18 protein-coding genes and 2 pseudogenes are annotated in these 19,074 nt (G+C 67.7%); 9 read left to right on the plus strand and 11 right to left on the minus strand.

All coding sequences use genetic code 11. From position 1 onward, the window contains the following. Window positions 1-2: 2 nt before the first annotated feature. Window positions 3-989: a LacI family DNA-binding transcriptional regulator gene (locus QFZ21_RS12285; protein WP_307378222.1), complete on the minus strand. Its 987-nt coding sequence runs from the start codon at window positions 987-989 to the stop codon at window positions 3-5. A gap of 67 nt (window positions 990-1,056) precedes the next feature. Between QFZ21_RS12285 and QFZ21_RS12290 the strand changes: the two genes are divergently transcribed. The 7 genes from QFZ21_RS12290 to QFZ21_RS12320 all read left to right on the plus strand — a co-directional run bounded on the left by QFZ21_RS12290 (window position 1,057) and on the right by QFZ21_RS12320 (window position 8,650). After that, a complete protein-coding gene (locus tag QFZ21_RS12290; protein ID WP_307378224.1) occupies window positions 1,057-2,568 on the plus strand; it encodes a mannitol dehydrogenase family protein in 1,512 nt (503 codons plus the stop codon). Then, a complete protein-coding gene (locus QFZ21_RS12295; protein WP_307378225.1) occupies window positions 2,565-3,569 on the plus strand; it encodes an L-idonate 5-dehydrogenase in 1,005 nt (334 codons plus the stop codon). The genes QFZ21_RS12290 and QFZ21_RS12295 overlap by 4 nt, the downstream gene beginning before the upstream one ends. A gap of 38 nt (window positions 3,570-3,607) precedes the next feature. Next, on the plus strand, window positions 3,608-5,002 hold the full coding sequence (locus tag QFZ21_RS12300; protein ID WP_307378227.1) for an MFS transporter: 1,395 nt from the start codon (window positions 3,608-3,610) through the stop codon (window positions 5,000-5,002). A gap of 61 nt (window positions 5,003-5,063) precedes the next feature. After that, window positions 5,064-6,290 (plus strand): D-mannonate dehydratase ManD, encoded by a 1,227-nt coding sequence (gene manD, locus QFZ21_RS12305; RefSeq protein ID WP_307378228.1) that lies wholly within the window; start codon window positions 5,064-5,066, stop codon window positions 6,288-6,290. Next, entirely contained in the window at window positions 6,280-6,927 is a 648-nt protein-coding gene (locus QFZ21_RS12310; RefSeq protein ID WP_307378229.1) for a bifunctional 4-hydroxy-2-oxoglutarate aldolase/2-dehydro-3-deoxy-phosphogluconate aldolase, read from the plus strand. Before manD ends, QFZ21_RS12310 begins: the two co-directional genes overlap by 11 nt. Next, the gene (locus QFZ21_RS12315; RefSeq protein WP_307378230.1) at window positions 6,924-7,877 is read left to right on the plus strand and encodes a sugar kinase; all 954 of its coding nucleotides are present in this window, start codon (window positions 6,924-6,926) and stop codon (window positions 7,875-7,877) included. The genes QFZ21_RS12310 and QFZ21_RS12315 overlap by 4 nt, the downstream gene beginning before the upstream one ends. Before the next feature lie 44 nt (window positions 7,878-7,921). Continuing rightward, entirely contained in the window at window positions 7,922-8,650 is a 729-nt protein-coding gene (locus tag QFZ21_RS12320; RefSeq protein ID WP_307378231.1) for a Pr6Pr family membrane protein, read from the plus strand. A 17-nt stretch (window positions 8,651-8,667) separates the two neighbouring features. On the opposite strand, the gene QFZ21_RS12325 is transcribed toward QFZ21_RS12320, so the two are convergent. The 8 genes from QFZ21_RS12325 to QFZ21_RS12360 form a co-directional block, all read right to left on the minus strand. Next, the gene (locus QFZ21_RS12325; RefSeq protein ID WP_307378233.1) at window positions 8,668-9,672 is read right to left on the minus strand and encodes a hypothetical protein; all 1,005 of its coding nucleotides are present in this window, start codon (window positions 9,670-9,672) and stop codon (window positions 8,668-8,670) included. Further along, entirely contained in the window at window positions 9,669-9,992 is a 324-nt protein-coding gene (locus QFZ21_RS12330; RefSeq protein WP_307378234.1) for a PadR family transcriptional regulator, read from the minus strand. The genes QFZ21_RS12325 and QFZ21_RS12330 overlap by 4 nt, the downstream gene beginning before the upstream one ends. A 57-nt stretch (window positions 9,993-10,049) precedes the next feature. Next, window positions 10,050-10,643 carry a GNAT family N-acetyltransferase gene (locus tag QFZ21_RS12335; protein WP_307378236.1) on the minus strand — a complete coding sequence of 198 codons (594 nt, stop codon included), beginning with the start codon at window positions 10,641-10,643 and terminating at the stop codon, window positions 10,050-10,052. 55 nt (window positions 10,644-10,698) lie between these two features. Continuing rightward, complete coding sequence (locus QFZ21_RS12340) at window positions 10,699-11,688, minus strand: aldo/keto reductase (protein WP_307378238.1); 990 nt, start codon at window positions 11,686-11,688, stop codon at window positions 10,699-10,701. Between the two features lie 151 nt (window positions 11,689-11,839). Further along, a complete protein-coding gene (locus tag QFZ21_RS12345) occupies window positions 11,840-12,640 on the minus strand; it encodes a siderophore-interacting protein (protein ID WP_307378240.1) in 801 nt (266 codons plus the stop codon). Window positions 12,641-12,710: 70 nt separating this feature from the next. Then, entirely contained in the window at window positions 12,711-13,178 is a 468-nt protein-coding gene (locus tag QFZ21_RS12350; protein WP_307378242.1) for a heme-degrading domain-containing protein, read from the minus strand. Between the two features lie 41 nt (window positions 13,179-13,219). After that, window positions 13,220-13,951 (minus strand): alpha/beta fold hydrolase, encoded by a 732-nt coding sequence (locus QFZ21_RS12355; RefSeq protein WP_307378243.1) that lies wholly within the window; start codon window positions 13,949-13,951, stop codon window positions 13,220-13,222. Window positions 13,952-14,120: 169 nt separating this feature from the next. After that, entirely contained in the window at window positions 14,121-15,260 is a 1,140-nt protein-coding gene (locus QFZ21_RS12360) for a hypothetical protein (RefSeq protein WP_307378245.1), read from the minus strand. 214 nt (window positions 15,261-15,474) lie between these two features. On the opposite strand from QFZ21_RS12360, the pseudogene QFZ21_RS21095 reads away from it, so the two are divergent. Both QFZ21_RS21095 and QFZ21_RS21100 read left to right on the plus strand, forming a co-directional pair. After that, window positions 15,475-15,801 (plus strand): annotated as a pseudogene (locus tag QFZ21_RS21095) (toll/interleukin-1 receptor domain-containing protein); the annotation flags it as partial. 282 nt (window positions 15,802-16,083) lie between these two features. After that, window positions 16,084-16,296: pseudogene (locus QFZ21_RS21100) on the plus strand (hypothetical protein); the annotation flags it as partial. 1,169 nt (window positions 16,297-17,465) lie between these two features. On the opposite strand, the gene QFZ21_RS12370 reads toward QFZ21_RS21100, so the two are convergent. Together QFZ21_RS12370 and QFZ21_RS12375 are read right to left on the minus strand one after the other, a co-directional pair. Beyond that, entirely contained in the window at window positions 17,466-18,593 is a 1,128-nt protein-coding gene (locus tag QFZ21_RS12370; RefSeq protein ID WP_307378248.1) for a protein kinase, read from the minus strand. After that, the gene (locus tag QFZ21_RS12375; RefSeq protein WP_307378249.1) at window positions 18,593-19,060 is read right to left on the minus strand and encodes a hypothetical protein; all 468 of its coding nucleotides are present in this window, start codon (window positions 19,058-19,060) and stop codon (window positions 18,593-18,595) included. The genes QFZ21_RS12370 and QFZ21_RS12375 overlap by 1 nt, the downstream gene beginning before the upstream one ends. Between the last annotated feature and the right edge of the window lie 14 nt (window positions 19,061-19,074).

The following is a 19,074-nucleotide window of genomic DNA, read 5'->3' on the forward strand; positions in this document are numbered from 1 at the left end:
GTTCAGGCCGCCGGCGCGGCCGTCGATGCGCGCACGATGAGCTGCGACCCGAGGGTGACGACCTCGCTCGGGCCGCGACTCGACATCGACTGGAGCAGCAGGTCGACGGCGAGTTCGCCGCTGCGCGCGATCGGCATCCGCACGGTCGTGAGCCCGGGCGTCACCGCACCCGCGAGGTCGATGTCGTCGATGCCGACGATGCTGATGTCGGCGGGGCACCGGCGTCCGAGCTCCAGCATCCCCGCCTCCAGGCCGAGGGCGACGAGGTCGTTGTAGGCGACGACGGCCGTGGCCCCGCTGGCTGCGGCGAGCGCCGACGCAGCGCGGCCGCCCTGGATCGATGCCGCGTGATGGCTGAGGCGCGTGAGGCGGATGCCGTGCCGCTCGCACGCCCGCGCGATCGTGTCGGCGCGGCGCACGTCAGCCCAGGAACCGCGCGGACCGGAGGCGTAGGCGATGTGCTCGTGACCGAGGGCGACGAGGTGCTCGATCGCCTGCGACGGGCCGTGCTCGGGGTCCATCAGCACGCACGACGCCCCCTCGATCTGCCGGTTCACGACGACGTACGGGGTGTCGCCGACGAGAGCGAGCACGTCGGCGTCGGGAAGGCGGGGCGAGCACAGCAGCATCCCGTCGAGCTTGCGGGCCTGCTCGATCTGCTCCTGCTCGCGCCGCAGGTCTTCGTCGGCGTCGAACAGGACGATGCGGTGCCGGCCGTGCCAGGCCTGGCCCTGGATGGCCTTCAGGAGCGTCGCGTACACGGGGTTCGCGACGTCGGGCACGACGACACCGAGAGTGCGGGTCGCGGTGGCGGCGAGCGGGGTGGCGTAGCCGAGATCGGTAGCTGCCTGCAGCACGCGCTCGAGGGTCCCGCCGGCCAGTCGGTCCGGCTCGCCGAAGGCACGCGATGCGGTCGCGATGGACACGCCGGCCCGCCGTGCCACGTCGGTCAATGTCGCTGCCACGTTCGCCTTCCGCTTCGCCGTCACTCTATGATCGTGCATCCCCAGCGTGAAACGGGTTGACAAGTTTGTACAACTGATACACACTTCTTACATGACGATCATCGCCGATCACTCCCGGCCCGAGCGCGCAGGCATCCTGCACCTCGGTCTCGGCAGCTTCCACCGGGCGCACCAGGCCGTCTACACCGCCGCCGCCCACGCAGCATCCGGCGGCGACTGGGGCATCGTCGGAGTGGCGTCCCGCTCCCGCACGATCGTCGACGCGATGCACGCGCAGGATCTCCTCTACTCCGTCGCCACCATCGCCCCCGACAGCACCTCGCTGAGCGTGCCCGGCGTGCACACCGACGCCTTCGTCGGTGCGGAGCAGCCCGAGCGCGTCGTGGCGCAGATCGCCGACGGCGGCATCCGCATCGTCACCCTCACCGTCACGGAGAACGGCTACAGCTACTCCGCGGCCACCCAGCAGCTCGACCTCGACGACGCCGTGGTGCGCGCCGACCTGAGCGGCGGCGCTCCCCGCTCGACGATCGGCCAGCTCGCCCGTGGCCTGCAGGCTCGAGCCTCGGCCGGCGGAGCACCGATCGCGATCCTCAGCTGCGACAATCTCTCCGACAACGGCGCACACACCGAGAAGCTCGTCCGCGAGTTCCTGCAGACGCTCCCCGGCAACGAGGGCGCCGACACACTCGCGTACCTCGACCGCGCGGTCACCTTCCCCTCGAGCATGGTCGACCGCATCGTGCCGGCGACCACGCCCGAGCTGCGGAACCGTGTGAGCGAGCTGCTCGGCACGAGGGACGAGATCCCCGTGCCCGCGGAGCCCTTCACCATGTGGGCCATCGAAGACCGATTCGCCGGCGGACGCCCCGCCTGGGAAGCCGGCGGCGCCGTGTTCACCGATGAGGTCGGCCGCTACGAGCAGATGAAGGTGCGGCTGCTCAACGGCACGCACTCGCTGATCGCCTACCTCGGCGCGCTCCGCGGGGTCGGCACCATCCCCGAGGCGATCGGACTCGACGACATCGCCCGCGCCGCTCTCTCGGTTCTCCGCGAAGAGTACGAGCCGTCGATCGAGGTTCCCTCCGGCGTCGACATCCGCGACTACGAGAGCCAGCTCTTCGAGCGCTGGGGCAACAGCGCCCTCGGCCACCGCACCAGCCAGGTCGGCACCGACGGCTCGGTCAAGCTCCGCCAGCGCATTCCCGAACCCGCGCTGCAGGCGCTCGGCCGCGGCGAGATGCCGCACCTGATCGCCCTCTCCGTCGCCGGCTACCTGTCGTGCATCGCCCCGCTCGCCGGCTTCGACCCCGGCGCGCATGCGGCGGCCATGACGGATGCTGCGCGCGAGCGCCTCGCCGGCCTCGCCGCCACCGCGCGCCACGGCCGCGACCTCGCCCACCGCGTCATCGCCGAGCTCCAGCTCTTCGGCGACGGACTGGCCGGGCAGGACGCGTTCATCGGGCGCGTCGGCGAGCTGATCGATACGATCCAGCGGCAGGGCGTCGGCTCGGCGATCGCGGATGCGGTCGCCGCGTCCCAGAGCACCAGCACGTCATTCACCCGCACGTCATTCACCAGCGCAGAGGAGATGCAGCCATGAAGGCTCTCGCGATCCACGGCAAGGAAGACATCCGCTGGGAGGACCGTGAGGTCCCCGCTCCCGGCGACGGCGAGGTGCGCCTGCGGGTGAACTACGTCGGCATCTGCGGGTCCGACCTGCACTACTACTTCCACGGGGCGAACGGCGAGTACACGATCCGCGAGCCGCTGACCCCCGGGCACGAGCTGTCCGGCGTGGTCGACCTCGACCCGTCCGGGCGACTGGCCCCCGGCACCCCGGTCACCGTGCACCCCGCGCGCTACGGCCCGAGCGTCGCCGGACTCGAGGAGCGCCCGCACCTGCGTCCCGGCGGCGACTACTTCGGCAGCGCCGCCGCGAACCCGCACCGTCAGGGCGGAGCATCCGAGTACCTGTTGGTCGAAGAGGGCATGATCCGCGTGCTTCCCGAGAACCTGCCGCTCGAGCGGGCCGCGCTCGCCGAACCGCTCGCCGTCGCCATCCACGCCGTGAACCTGGCGGAGGGCGTTGCCGGCAAGCGGGTGCTGGTGATCGGCTCCGGACCCATCGGCCTGCTGGTCGTGGCCGCGGCCGTGCACGCCGGAGCATCCGTCGTCGGAGCGAGCGACCTCCGCCCCGAGCCCCTCGAGCGCGCGAAGTCGCTCGGCGCGACCGAAGCCTTCCTCGTCGGCCAGGACACGATCGACGACGAGTCGTACGACGTCGTGTTCGAGTGCTCCGGCGTGGGGGTCTCGCTCACCCAGGCCGTCCGCGCCGCCCGCCGCGCCGGTTCCATCGTGCAGGTCGGCATGCTCCCGAACGCCGAGATCGGCGTGAACCTCGCGCCGATGCTCGCCAAGGAGCTCACGATCCGCGGGGCCTTCCGCTTCTCCACCGAGATCGACGACGCGGTCAGCATGCTGGCCGAGTCCGACGCGCTCGATTCCGTCGTCTCACACGTCATCCCGGCATCCGACGCCGTCCAGGCCTTCGAGCTCGCTCGCGACTCGTCCGCCTCGGCGAAGGTCCTGCTGTCCCTCTAGTCCCCACCCGCTGTTCCTGGTCCGAAGGAGTACCTCCCATGTCCGAATCACAGACGACGGCTCAGACCGTCGACGACCCCGCCGCGAAGAGGTCGGTCCGCGACCTCGTGCGCGCCGCCGTCTCCGGATGGCTCGGCACCGCCCTCGAGTTCATGGACTACCAGCTCTACTCGCTGGCCGCCGCACTCGTCTTCGCCGATCTGTTCTTCTCCAACGAGAACCCCGCGATCGCCGTGGTCGCCGCCATGGCCACGTACGGCGTCGGCTACGTCGCCCGCCCGGTCGGCGCGTTCTTCTTCGCGCGGCTCGGTGACAAGACCGGCCGCACGAAGGTGCTGTTCTACACGATCCTCCTGATGGGGCTCGCGACCACGCTGATCGGGTTCCTGCCGACGTACAACCAGGTGGGCATCCTCGCGCCGATCCTGCTCGTCCTGCTGCGCATCGCACAGGGCTTCGGTGCGGGTGCCGAGATCTCGGGCGCCGGCGTCATGCTCGCCGAGTATGCACCGGCGAAGCGTCGTGGCATCATCGCCTCGCTCGTCGCCCTCGGCACCAACTGCGGCACGCTGCTCGCCTCGGGCATCTGGGCGATCCTCCTCGTCGCGTACAGCGAGCAGGAGGTCATCGACTGGGCATGGCGCATCCCGTTCATCGGCAGCGCGGTCATCATGCTCTTCGCGATCTGGGTGCGCTTCAACCTCAAGGAGACCCCGGTCTTCGAGGAGCGCGACGACGTCGTCGACGGCAAGGCGCTCTCCAAGCAGGAGGCCTTCGAGCTCGCCACCGAGACCGGCGACGTCCGCACCCTCGAGGCCATGGAGCGCAAGCCCTGGAAGGCGTTCTCGATCGCCCTGCTGCTGCGCTTCGGCCAGGCCGGCAACTCCGGCATGATCCAGACGTACCTCATCAGCTACATCACCGTCGTGCTGCTGCTCGACCGCTCGATCGGCGTCAACGCCGTGATCGTCTCGTCGCTCGTCGCCTTCATCACGGTGCCGCTCTCGGGCTGGCTGGGTGACCGGTTCGGCCGTAAGCGCATGTACATGATCTGGGCGGTCGTCGCCCTCATCGTCATCATCCCGACGATGCTCATGATCAGCAGCGGCGTCACGCTCCAGGTGTTCATCGGCTACGTCGTGCTGCACAACCTCGCCGTGATGAGCTTCGCATCGCTGGAGAACCTGACGCTCCCGGAGCTGTTCGGCTCGCGCAACCGCTACACGTTCACGGCCATGGCCCGCGAGATCGCCGCCATCGTCGCGACGGGTGCCGGCCCGGTCATCGCCGCCGCGTGGGTCTCGGCCGTCACGGGCTCGTTCATCCCGATCATCATCATGCTCTTCATCTTCACGCTGAGCGCACTCATCGCATCGATCTGGATGCCGGAGGTCGCCGGCCGCGACCTCACGGACCCGCGCGACGCGATCTGACACCCGACCCGGGGTGCGGCTGCCCGAACAGCCGCACCCCCTTCTTCTTGAGGACATCACCATGACCATCGAGCTCGTCGACGTCAACATCACCAGCCCCGGCCGCAACTTCGTGACGCTGAAGATCACGACCGCAGACGGCATCACGGGTCTCGGGGACGCCACTCTGAACGGCCGCGAGCTCGCGGTCGCCGCCTACCTGTCCGAGCATGTCGCCTCGATGCTGATCGGCCGCGACGAGGATCGGATCGAAGACACCTGGCAGTACCTCTACCGCGGACCGTACTGGCGTCGCGGACCGGTCACGATGGCCGCGATCGCCGCGGTCGACATGGCGCTGTGGGACATCAAGGCCAAGAAAGCCGGGATGCCGCTGTACCAGCTGCTCGGCGGCGCGAGCCGCGAGGGCGTGCGGGTGTACGCCCATGCATCCGGCACCGACTACGCCGCGCTGTCGAACGCCATCACGGGGTACAAGGAGCTCGGTTTCACCGCCGTCCGCGTGCAGACCGGGGTGCCCGGCCTCGGCCAGATCTACGGTGTCTCGGCCGCCGGGCCGGGAGTGCGCTACGACTACGAGCCCGCCAAGCGCTCGGGCGACCGGCCCAGCGAGGAGAACTGGGACACCCGGAACTACCTCAACCACATGCCCGGCGTCTTCTCGCAGATCCGCGAGGAGTTCGGCACCGACCTCCGCATCCTGCACGACGGGCACCACCGGATGTCGCCGATCGAAGCCGCCCGCTTCGCGAAGGACATCGAGCCCTACGACCTGTTCTGGCTCGAGGACTGCACGCCCGGCGAGGACCAGAGCGCGCTGCGCCTCGTGCGCCAGCACTCCACGACGCCGCTCGCGATCGGCGAGGTCTTCAACTCGGTCTACGACTACCAGACCCTCATCACCGAGCGGCTGATCGACTACGTGCGCTCGGCCGTCACGCACACCGGTGGCATCACCGCGATGAAGAAGCTCCTCGACTTCGCGGCGATCTACGGCATCAAGTCCGGCATCCACGGCCCGACCGACATCTCGCCCGTCGGGATGGCCGCGGCACTCCACCTGGATCTCGCGATCCACAACTTCGGCATCCAGGAGTACATGCCGCACAACGAGCAGACGCTCGAGGTGTTCCAGACGTCGTTCACGTTCGACCAGGGCTTCCTGCACCCCGGGGAGCAGCCGGGTCTCGGCGTGGAGCTCGACGAGGACGCCGCCGCGGGCAATGAGTACACGAAGGCCTACCTGCCGGTGAACCGCCTGCTCGACGGCACGATCCATGACTGGTGAGGCGGTGAGCCGCGTCGCGCTGCCTTCGCGGACCGTGGCGTCACGCCTGATCGTCGTGGCCCGCGCCGAGCGCGCGGAAGACTACGAAGCGGTGCTGGACGTGCTGATCGATGCCGGCATCCGCAGTGTCGAGCTCACGCTCACCACTCCGGGGACGTTCGACCGACTGCCGCACCTGCTGTCCCAGTACGGCGAGGTCGTCGATCTCGGGGTCGGCACCGTGACGAACACGACTGATCTCGCGCGTGCCGTCGATGCGGGCGCCCGCTACCTCGTGACGCCGATCACCTCGGCGGCATTCGTCGAGCAGGCGACGGATGCCGGTGTGCCCATCGTTCCCGGCGGCCTCACGCCGACCGAGCTGTTCGCGTCGTGGTCGGCGGGTGCGTCGGCGGTCAAGATCTTCCCGGCCGGGCAGGTGGGCACGGGTTACCTCAAGGATCTGCACGGACCCTTCCCCGATCTGGTGGCTGTTCCCTCGGGCGGAGTCGACCTGGCGGGAGCTGCGGAATGGCTCGCGGCCGGCGCGGTCGCGGTGAGCGTCGGCGGGCCCCTGCTCGGCGATGCCTTCCGCGGCGGCGACCTCCTGGCGCTCCGCGATCGCGCGGAGGCCTTCGTCGAGGTCTGCGCGCCGTGACCGTACCGTCCGTCGTCACGCTCGGCGAGACCATGGCGCTCGTGCGGACCACCGAGATCGGTTCGCTCCGCCACGCGCACGGGCTCGCCATGGGCATCGGCGGTGCGGAGAGCAACGTCGCGATCGGTCTCTCCCGTCTCGGCGTCCCGGCTTCATGGCTCGGTCGCGTGGGCGACGACTCGATGGGCGAGCGCGTGGTGCGCGAGATCCGCGCGGAGGGCGTGGATGTGCGGGCGACGACGGATGCGGATGCCGCGACCGGCCTCATGGTGAAGGAGCGCCCCTCGGCGGCATCCACTGCGGTTCATTACTACCGGGCGGGATCGGCCGGGTCTCGGCTCAGCGCTGCGGATCTCCCCGAGGGCTGGGTCGAGGGCGCAGCGCTGCTGCACGTCACCGGCATCACTCCACTGCTGTCGGAGTCGGCGCGCGCGGCGGTGCACGCCGCGATCGACCGGGCTGTCAATGCCGGCGCGGCGGTCAGCTTCGACATCAACTACCGGTCGGCGCTCGCACCGGCGACCGTCGCCGGCCCCGTACTGCGCGAGATCGCCGAGCGCGCCGACATCGTGTTCGGCGGCGAGGAGGAGTTCGCGATCCTGTATCCGGATGCTGCGCCTGCTGAGGCCGCGCGCCGTCTACGCGACGCGGGCTGCGCGACGACCGTCCTCAAGCGCGGACCCGAGGGCGCCTCGGTCTTCATCGGGGACGCCGTGACGGCAGCATCCGGCTTTCGGATCGACCCGGTCGACACCGTCGGCGCGGGAGATGCCTTCGTCGCCGGGTACTTGAGCGGTCTGCTCGCGGGACTCGACCTCGATGCGACGCTGCACCGCGCGAACGCCTGCGGGGCGATGGCGTGTCTGGTGCCGGGCGACTGGGAGGCCGCGCCCACGCTGCGCGACCTCGAACGCTTCCTCGACGGCGGCGCAGACCCGGTGCGACGCTGACCTCCCACCGCGCACTGATAGCTGCTCGACCTAGACTCGATCAGATGCCAGAATCTCCGCGAAACCCGCTGCTCGCGCGCTCCGCGGTGAACCTCCGTCCCGTGGCGCTGGCCTATCGGATCATCGCGCTGGCCGTGATCGTCACGGGCATCGTGCGGTACTCGGAGGTCCTGTCGGGCGCGCCTGACTGGTCGACCCTGTTGTTCTACACGATGCTCAGCAACCTCCTCTGTCTCGTCTGGATGCTGCTGCTCGTGATCCGCACCGCGGTCGACCTGCGACGTCTCGGCCGCTCCGGCACCTCGACGCCGAGTCCGCGCTGGAGCGGGGCGGTCATGATGGCGATCTCGGTGACGATGCTGATCTACCTGGTCGTCCTGGTGCCGACCAGGGTCGCGGACGGCGACAGCGACATCTTCTCCCTCACCGACACCCTCATCCACGTCGTCACTCCGTGCCTGCTCATCATCGACTGGCTCCTCTTCGTGCCGAAGGGCGCGTTCCGCTGGACCGATCCGCTGAGATGGACGCTCATCCCCTACGCGTACCTGGCGTTCGCCTTCGCGTTCGGCGCGGCAGGCGGGGAATTCACGCCCGGCCAGAAGTATCCGTACCCGTTCATGAACGTCGACACCCTCGGCGTCGGCGGAGTCGCCGTGTGGCTCGTCGCGCTGTCGATCGCGCTGATCGTGGTGGGTTTCGTCTACGTGCTCGTCGACCGGGCGCTCGCGGTGCTCGGTCGGAGACAATGGTCGGGTGACCTGGCCGACTGATCTTCCGGGGGTTGGACTCAGCTCGGCAGCGGCTCTGGACGCTCGAGGCCGGCGTACGGCTCGAGCCTCCGCTCGAACTCGGCACGGTCCTCGCTCGGCAACAAGCCGTTGGCTCCGTACGTGAACGCGATCGAGCTCCCCTGCCAGCCGCTCTCTTCCGCTCCCTCGGATGCTTCCGTGAAGCGGCCGTCGTGATCGAGTGAGAGATCCTTCATCGAGAACATGAGCCACTGTCCGGTCGGCCCCTGCAGCATTCCCGACAGGAACACCATCTCTTCGGGAGTGGATCCCCCGTAGCTCTCGACGACCTCCGCCTCGGTCATGGAGCCGGCCTCATGGTCGAACGAGAGGTCGGAGTAGCCGTGGTTCGCGGCGACGTCGGCGATGACGGCCAGCATCCGCTCCTTCTCCTCCCAGGTCGCGGGCACGGCGGTCGACTGCCGACTCTGCACGTTGAGCACGCGGAGCATGGACGGGCCTCCGTAGTAGTTCTGCGCGGGGAATGAGACCTGCCCCTCGTTCCCCGGCGGCGGCGCCGTCCATTCGAGACCGAACTCGGCCATGATCGCGGCTTCGATCTCGGCCAGGAGTCCTCGTCCGGCCTCCTCACCCTCCTCGAGGGTGGGACCGGCCAGCACGTCTTCGGGGTCGAGTTCGGGGATGCCGGGGTAGTCACGCCAGAACACCTCCCGGTCGCCGTCCTCACCGGACTCGACGGTCACGACGCCGCGGGCGTTGGACGCGAGCATGACGGCGAAGGCCGCGGTGGGCGCACCGACCGCGACGACTCCGGCGCTGATCGCGACGATCGCCAGTGCGCGGCGGGGCGTGAGCGCGGCACGCCGCACCCGCGAGCCCTCGGACAGCGCCGCGCGCAGCGCCCCGAGCACCACCTGCGATCGCGGGATGCCGAGTTCTTCCGCGCCGGCGAGGTCCGCGAGCCATTCCTCGCGTCGCTGCGCGCGGCGTGCTCGGGGCAGCAGAGCTGCGGCGAACCGGACGAGTGTCTCGGAGCCGCTCATCCCGCGCTCCCGAACGCGAGGCGCGGTGTGGGCACGCCGATGGGCCGTCGCGACCTGGCAGCGAGCAGTGCGGCGGCTTCGATGCGCCCCTCATCCGTCAGGCGGTAGTAGCGACGGCGCGGACCGGAATGATCCGACTCCCCCTCCCACTCGCCGATGATCCACCCGAGTTCCTCGAGCCGGGACAGGATCGGATACACCGTGCCGGGAGCGCGCTCCGCACCCTTGGCCAGTGCGAGTCCCCAGACCGGCGCGGCCGATCCGACGAGGACCTGCAGTACGTCGAGGGTCGGCTCGGTGACGCGGGTGAGCTTGGTCATACGGCTTATTCTATATATAAAGAACAAGAAAGCCAGGGGCGGATGCCGATGCGGGGGTCAGCCGAGGGCGATCAGCTGCGCGAGCAACTCGGCACTCAGCGCTCGGTCGCTGTAGACGCGGCGCTCCAGGCCCGAGGTCAGCGGATCATCGGCGGCGGCGGCACCCTCCCAGACGAGCGACAGTCCGGTGCGCTCGAGTGTGCGCCACGAGGCAGCGTTGCGGGTGAGCGCGCGCGCCGTGACCGGGACGTCCGGCTGCGCCACCCTCGCCGCGTCGATCGCGGCCCGGCCGAGCTCTGCGGCGAATCCGTACCCCCATGATGCCGGAGTCAGCCGGAATCCGAGGTTCCACGCCGGCACCTCGGGCTTTCGGATCGCGACGCCGCCGAGCCCGATGACCTCACCCGCGGGAAGCTGCCCCAGCGGCGTCCGCAGTCGCACCGCCCACCAGCCGAGACCCTGCTCGCGCCACGATCGGGCGTAGCCGTCGATCAGACTCTGCGTCTCGGCGAGATCCGCGTCTGCGCCGCCCGGAAGATGCTCCCAGGTCGCCGGATCCGACTGGATGCGGAACAGCGCCTCGACCAGCTCCGGCGGGGCGTCATCGAGTGGCTCGAGGATCAGGCGCTCGGTCAGGGTGTCGGCAGGCATCCCCACACGCTAGCCGGAGGGTCCGACGAAGCCTTGGGCCCGACCGGGATGAGACTCAGAACCCCTCCGCCTCCCGGGGCGTGTACGCGCTCTCGAGCTGCTTCAGCTCGAGATCATCGAGACGGATGCCGACGGCGGCGACCGCATCCTCGATGTGCTCCGCCTTCGTGGCGCCGACGATCGGTGCGGTGACGGCCGACTGCTGTGCGACCCAGGCGAGCGCGATCTGCGCGCGCGAGACTCCGCGTTCGGCGGCGACGCGGGCGACGGCCTCGACGATCTCGCGGTTGGAGTCCTCCTCGCGACGGTACAGGGTCGCGCCGAACTCGTCGGTCGCGGTGCGCGCGGTGGTCTCGTCCCAGTCGCGGGTCACGCGTCCGCGCGCGAGCGGTGACCACGGCAGCACTCCGACTCCGGAGTCGAGGCAGAACGGATGCATCTCACGCTCCTCCTCGCGCTGCAGCAGGTTGTATTGATCCTGCATCGAGACGAACGGTGTCCATCCGTTCTGCACGGCAACATGCTGCGCCTTCGCGAACTGCCACGTCCACATCGACGAGGCTCCGATGTAGCGGGCCTTGCCCGAGCGGACGATGTCGTGGAGGGCTTCCATCGTCTCCTCGACCGGCGTCTCCGGGTCCCAGCGGTGGATCTGGTACAGGTCGACGTAGTCGGTGCCCAGGCGGCGCAGGCTGGCGTCGATCCCGGAGAGGATGTGCGCACGGCTGAGACCGGCCTGATTCGCGCCGGGACCCATGCGGCCGTGGACCTTCGTGGCGATGACGACCTGGTCGCGCTGCGCGAAGTCGGCGAGCGCGCGCCCGACGAACTCCTCGCTCGTGCCGTCGGAGTACACGTCGGCGGTGTCGAACGTGGTGATGCCGGCTTCGAGGGCCTGGCGGATGAGCGGCCTGCTGGTCTCCTCGTCGAGCGACCAGCGGTGCGTGCCGCGGTCGGGCGCGCCGAAGCTCATGCAGCCGAGGACCACGGGCGAGATCCGGAGGCCGGAGTTCCCCAGCCGTACGTTGTCTGTCGTCTCCAGCATCCGTCGTCTCCCTCGTTCGTCGTCGCGATGTCGCGTCGACCCAGCCTCGCACACCCCCGCCGAGCCGCCCCTTTCTGTACGAGCCGCCCCCTTGAGTACGTACACAAAGGGGCGGGTCGCACACAAAGGGGCAGGTCGGCAGAGAGGGCGACTACTCGATCTGCCCGATCGGTTCGCGCTTCTCCGCCTGGAACTGGTCCTCGGCGCGGCCACGCGCCCAGTACGCCGAGATCGACAGGGACTCCCGCGGCACATCGCGCTCTTTCAGGAGCGCCCGCACGGCCTTGATCGTTCCGCGCTCTCCGTGCGCGAAGACCTGCGGATGCCCGTCACCCCAGGGCAGTGCAGCGAGCGCGGCGAGGAGCTCCTCATCGGTCTCCGTCCAGCGGATGCTGACTCCCGCCGGCAGCTCGGGGAGGATGCGGTCCGCGTCGTCGGCGATCGAGAGCAGCACGTGGCCGACAGCGGCGGCATCCATCCGCTCGATGGCGGAGGAGATGGCCGGCAGCGCCGTGTGGTCGCCGACGAGGAGGTGCCAGGGCGCCGCCGGGTCAGGCTGATAGCCGCCACCGGCACCGCTGACCACGAGGGTGTCGCCCGGTCGTGCACCGAGAGCCCACGGGCCGGCGATGCCCTCGTCGCCATGCACGACGAAGTCGATCACGAGACGCCGCTGCGCCGGATCGGCCGAGCGGATCGTGTAGGTGCGGGGCGTCGGCAGCTTTTCCGGGCTCTGCTCGCGCAGCAGCGCCAGATCGTACGGCGGGGTCAGACCGTGTCGCGGGTCGGCGAACAGGATCTTGACGTACTTGTCGGTGGAGTCGTTGTCTCGGAACGCGTCATACCCGTCACCACCCGCCGTGATCCGGATCAGGTCGGGGCTGACCTGTTCCACCTGCTGCACGGTGAGGACCGCCTGTTCGGCTGCCCTGCGCGGCTGTGCGTGCGTCATCGCTTCTCCGGATTCGTCGGCGTCGGGGGTCCTCTCCAGTCTGCCGTCCGAAACGAAGGAGGGGGCCGCCCTAACGCCGCTGCAACTCCCGGAGTGCCTGCGTGACGAGCTCATGATCGTCGTCCGACGGGAGACCCGAGACGGTCGCGACCGCGACGACGCCCACGCCGGTGACGCGCACGGGCACCGCTCCCCCGGCGACGGCGTATTCGGCCGGGTCGAGCCATCCGGGTTCGAACATGTCGCGTCCGCCGGCGGCGATGCGCGCCTCGAGCAGGGCGGTGCTCGTCTCGAAGCGGAAGGCGGTCGCCGCCTTCCGGCGCGCCCAGTCGTCGTTATCGGCCGTCGCGCCCGGCAGCGAGGCGTGGAACAGGATGCCGGATGCCGTCCGCACATCGATCGCGACGGGATGCCCCTCGGCGAGCGCGCGCTCGGCGATGGAGCTGCCGAGCCGCCAGGCGTCGGCGCGGTCGAATCGCGCCAGGTCGAGGGCGGAGTGCTCGGTTTCGAGCCGGGCGAGCCAGGTGTCTTCGGTCACCCTGTCACCCTACTGTCGCCGCCGACACCGGTGAAGGACGGTCACAGCACGTCGTCGATCACCTCGAGCGTGCGGGCCGGATCCTCCAGATGCATGTCGTGATGGATGCCGGCGAGGCGGCGGATCTGCCATCCCTCGCGCTCGAGGGCGGCGGCCATGGTGTCGGGCAGCACGGCAGGTGCGTCGTCGGACAGGACGATGGTCGACGGCACGGCCGGCGGTGCAATGGCGACCGGGTGGAACGCGACCTCACGGAACACGCCCGTCGCCATCTTGGTGTCGAACTGCTGCTGGCTCTTCTTCATCAGTTCCCGGATGCTCGGGTCCAGGGCCGCGCGCTGCGGCGCACTGCTTCGCGCCTGCATCAGGCCCATGAAGCCCAGCGAGAGCGCCGGCACCGCCCAGAACGCCCGACCCGCGAAACCCGTGGTCGGAAGGGTGAGGCCGAAGCCGGGGTCGAGGTAGATCGCATGCTCGGGCTGCAGACGCGCGACGGCCCGCACCAGCACCGCTCCCCCGAGCGAGTGCCCGACCACCGAGTGGAGGCCCTGCGGGAGCGCGTCGACCACGTCGCCGGCGAGCTCCTCGAGGGAGTACGACGGCGCCCGGTCGCTCTCACCGTGTCCGCGGAGGTCGAGGGTCGTCACCGTGAAGCGGCCGGTGGCCAGCATCCGCTCGATCAGCGGCCGCCAGGTCGCGCTGGACGCACCGAGGCCGTGGATGAGTGCGACGTGGTGCTCGCCGGAGCCGGTCGTGCGGGAGTGGAGGCGCATGGGAGTCATTCTCCACGGGATCGCTCGAGGCGGATAGGCAGCGCTCGTAGTCACGCGCAGGTCATCGAAGAGCTGCTTTACGACGTGCACGTCCGCTGAAGCCGCTTCGTCGAGCAGGAGGGCTCCCTCAGAAACGTCGTCCCCGCGAGCGCGTTCAGCAGACAGCGGGTCATTCGTTCCTCTCCGGCTCGGAGTCGCTGTGCTCTCCAGATCGATCGTTGGTGGCGACCTCCTCGGGTTCCTTGTCCGCAGGGTGAACGGTAAGGAGCCAGAGTGGCAGCGTGGCGTTAGCGAAGTCGAAGTCGTGGGGAATCAGTGTGACGAGTGTGCCGGGCTCGACGTCGACGTCGAGAGCGAGCGGTCCCGATGCGTCAGAGGTGTTGTACTCGAACATCCGCGAGTACATCGACGCCAAGGTCCCGAGCAGCTCCTTCCCACCCTGGTGTATCTCGTCCGGGGTGAACTTGTAACGGATCTCGACGAGTTCGCCGTCGACGATCAGAGGGATCTCTTCTTCATTCCACGAGCCGTAGAGCATGAAGAAGTGCAGGATGCGTCGCTCCTGCGGGTCCGTGATGGTCACTCCCCCCGCCAGCAGTTCAACTGACCCAACCTTGAATTGGAAGTTCCGTCTCCCGTCCTCGTCCTTCGGCCCCGGCGTGCTGGACACCCTGGGGTCGTGACGCATGACGAACTCGAGCGGGTACGCGGTGCCGACGTACTTGTCGCCCAAGAGATAGAGCTGGTTTCGGAGGATCGCGTTCTGAATGGTAATGCGCTTCCCACCGCCGGGACCATCCGTGAGGTCGTCGATATCGACCAGCAGCCACGTAGCCATTCGGGGGACGTAAAGGGCAAGGAATACCTCGGCGCCAAAGCGATCCCCGAACTCGCGCATGCGGGCGACTTCCGATTGGGTGAACTTGACCGGCATATCGAGCGAGTCCTCATTGCGAAGGGCGACGTTCTTCACGTCGACGAGCATCCGCTTGCCGGAGCGCAGATGGAGAAAGTAGTCCGGTGCCTTCACGCTGGCATCGGCGTAATAGATCTCTCCGGTGTCCACCATCGTCAGCAGGTCGCACTCGTCGAGTGCCGCGACCAGGGACGCGAAAAGAGCCTGGGCCCGCCACCCTGCCACCGTCGACGGCGTCTTCAAGTTGTCCGTCAAGTTGCTGCGTAGCTCGTCGACAAACGCCTCGATGCGAGCCGGGTCGCCCAGCGCTGACCCGTCCCCGGGATCATCGAGCCTGCGATAAAGGTCAACGCCGTCCATTGCCGCGTTCCGTGGCAGCTTCTTCAACACCATGAGCTGACCCTACGGTCCGCCGTGCGCGTTCAAGGTATCCGAGGCGTAAGCAAGGACGGAGCCAGAGGTTTGAGCAGCCAGCAACGGCGGCGGCCCTTCGGCGCGGCGCAGTCGAGCGGTCGGTACACTCTGAGACGCATCACGCGCTGCCCGGAGGCGATTCTAGCGAGTCGTATCGCGGCCACTAGCGGGCTGCACGGCGCGGAGGGGAATTATGCAGGTCTTCATCAGTTGGTCCGGCGATCAGACGAAGGCGTTGGGTCATGATCTCAAAGAGTTCATTGACACGACTTTCGCTGGGCACGTCGAGTCGTTCTTGTCGGACGCGAACATCGCGCCGGGTGAACGGTTCAATGACGTCATCAATGACAACCTCGAAAGCTCCATCATCGGGATTCTGCTGTTGACCCGCACGAATATGGCGGAGCCGTGGATCCTGTTCGAGGCCGGGGCGCTCGCCGGCAAGACAGGTCGTGGCAGCGTGGTGCCCCTGCTCGTAGACCTCGACCGGGGAGACCTGCGTCCGCCGCTGAGTCAGTTCAACAACGTGTACGGCAGCGTCGAGGCTGACCTCCGTAAGCTCTGCGCGAGGCTCAACAAAGAGCTCGGCGGGAAGATTCATCCGGCGTCCTTCGATCTCCTCTTCGCGCAGGCCTGGCCGAAGCTGGCTGATGCCATCGCGACCGCGCAGACATTGACTCCAAAGGACACCGCACTCCCGGAATCCCGTTCGACGGAAGAGATCCTCAACGAAATTCTCCTCGGCGTGAACGCGCTTGTCCGTGACGGTCGACCGTCATCGGGGCTCGATTCGTGGTCGACACGGGTGACCGCGAAGATGCGCGACAACGGTGATCTCAACCTGGACAAGGGCGACCGCGTCGCGCACAGCGATTTTGGAGACGGAACGGTCGTCGCCGTGACCGGCGAAGGTGCGAAGCGAATCGCACACGTGAAGTTTGACGAAGCCGGCTCCAAGAAGCTGTTGATCAAGGTCGCGCCCATCACCGTCATCAGCCCCGAGATCGAGAGTTAGACGCGCAATGGTACGAGGGTTGCCCGCGGACAGCCTCTACCGCACGGTGGCCGGGCAACTCCGCTGAATCAGACCCCGAGCACAGAAATCGGGGTCATGGCCCCCATAGTGACTACTTCTTGAGCTTGCGCTTGGTCAGCCTCCGGTAGCCCACCGAGGCGGCCTTGCCGGAACACACGCCGCACTGCGTCCACCATGCGGGGCGTGCGCTTCAGCGGGCGAAGACTGCGTCGTCGATTTCGAGTTCGTGCTAGCGGCCCGCGCCGCTTCATATGAGATGCGCACTCGGAGCGGTGAGCGATCCCTGAAACCCGGGTCGATGAGGACTTCCGTCGGACGCGCCGCGACGGGCTGTTATCTGGAGGTTAGGTGGTTAGCCCCGGAGCCACGGCTTGCGCCCCTGTAAAGCGCCCGGATCTTCTACGAAGACCCCGATTCTGCGTTCCACGATGAGTGCCCTCACGCACTTGTGGTCCGAGGCCCTGGCTTGTGGTCACTGAATCGAAGAACGTTGTCTCCGGGTACATTGCGATCCAAGACCGCGTCGCCGTTCGAACTCGTGCGCAACCGACGAAGCATCGCACCTAGTTCGCCACCTTCGCATTCACAATTCAACACGAGGGCCTGCAAGAGCTCCGCTCGGGTCGTCCGCTCGCCAGCAGCCACGGCACGTTCTATCAAAGCATCTAGCCGCTGGTCCAGCGCGAGTGGGATTCGAAAACTCACTTGACGATCCTGACTCAACCGAAGCATTTCGCCTGCGTCGACCGAGTGTCGCTTCTCTGTCATGTCCGACCCCGGCTCTACCTTAGATGTATGTCTGACAGAGGTATATCTAACCTCCTGACAACCATGATGGCTGCTGGGGGCGTCGCACGGCTAGATGCGCGAGACCATCATTTGATTCACGCGGCGCTTCGTCGCTTGCGTGAGACGGCGGATGGAGCAGCTGTTCTGGCCGCGTTCGGAGTATCCGAAAACTGGCAGGCCGATCCGGAGGTGGGCATGCGAGTGCCGGGTGTGACCACCGCCCTGTGGGATGCCGTCCGTGACGGGCGGCTGCGCGTCGAAGACCAAATCACCTCAGCCGACTTTGTCCTCGCTATCGGTGAGACTGCATCGGCGCGGCGCCGTCTCAGCCGCCTTCCGGCCGCTCAAGCCACGGCGATCTACCGGACCGCAACAGACTGGGCTTCCTCTTCGACTAAACGGAAGAACTCGGCCAGCGCAGCATCGTCTCCCACGGCGGTGCGCCGGGCGAACCGCGCGTAACCGCGCCATGTATTGCCCCCGTCTCGGCTCCACGAGGCTGACAGCTGCTGGTAGCCAGCGTTTCGCCCACCGAGATCTGCGGCAGTCACCTTCAGCAGTCGTTGGCGTGCTGCGCGTTCTCTCGGCGGCCAGACACCACACCATTCACCGTCGCCTACCTTCGCCCAATTGACATAGGTCAGCTTGTGAAGGGCGCGGAGCGCTTCATCCGCTGTCTGGAACCGCTTCGCAAGGTCTGCGTGCATCAACTTTCGGACGAAACTGGCTACGGCCGGTCCCACCCACGGCCGAAATGACAGATGCGACGCCCCAATTGCTGGCTTACCCTCGCTCGCCCTGCGGTCGAGGGAGGCGTTGGCGAGAGCGTCGTAGTCGAGCGGCCCGTTCAACATCTCAAACAACGTGAGCCCCGTCGAATACAGGTCAGCACGCTCATCCACCTCGCCGCTGGCGTACTCGGGCGGCCGGTACAGGAGTGTGCCGCCGGCCGCAGCAGCAGTCCCTTTGACAGGGTCTAACGCGGCAGCGCTGCCGAAGTCCCCAACGAAGCCTTCCGTTCGTGGCCCATTGAGCATGATGTTCCCCGGCTTGATGTCGCCGTGCACGTACCTCTTGGTCGCGTGCAGGTACGCCAGCCCTTCGAGGATGCAAGCGGCGATGTCCAGGGCTGCCTTCGCAGCGAACTGGTGTCCATCTTGAAGGGCCGCGTGAATGCTCTCACCCTCGTAGTAGTCCGTCACGAACGTGAGCGCTTTCGTTGTCGCGGGATAATCCGCGTCCCACTGGGCGTCGCGAACCCGGATCAGTCGCTGGTGCTGAAGATCTTCCAACAACTTCGGCTCATTGGTGGCGACCGCGTTGGGCATACCAAGCATGCTGACGGTCTTCTGAACGAACAGCTTTCCGAAAACGGTGTGCCTATACAAGCGGGTGACGCCGGTGTTCCCCTCTTGAATGGTGCGCAAGAAAGAGTATGCCGCGGGCTGAAAGTCTTTGATCCGCGCGCTGTCCCCCAGGATCGCCATTAGCCGCTCGATTTCAGTTCCGCGACAGCGACGAGAGCCGCGAGATCGCGTTTGCCCGTCCAGTGCGGAGCGTGCGCGTCGAGCACTGTGGCGGCAAGGTCACTGAGCTTGCCGTTCTTCGCAAGATCCATGACTGATCGAACCCGGGCGCGAGGAATCCGAGCCGCAGTGATGCCATGCTTATGCGCGGCATACATCATTGCCGCCTCCAAAGAGATCCGTGGCACCAGTTGCGAGTAGCTCGGGGCGTTCCTGCGGCCCGTCTCCGCATCAAGGATCACGACGGCATCAACGCTGAAGCGGTCAAACAGACGCGTCGCATCATCAACGGCAAGGGCGATCTGCTCGTCAAGGGGCGTGTTACTGGCGAGGGCAAAGTTATGTGGTGCGTCGAGGACGTCACCGACATCAGACACGACAGCCAGCCATAGACAACTCGTGGTCCCGTTGACGCCGAGAATAGCCATCGTTCCCCCTTGAA

The organism is Microbacterium sp. W4I20 (genome assembly GCF_030816505.1).
GTDB lineage: Bacteria > Actinomycetota > Actinomycetes > Actinomycetales > Microbacteriaceae > Microbacterium.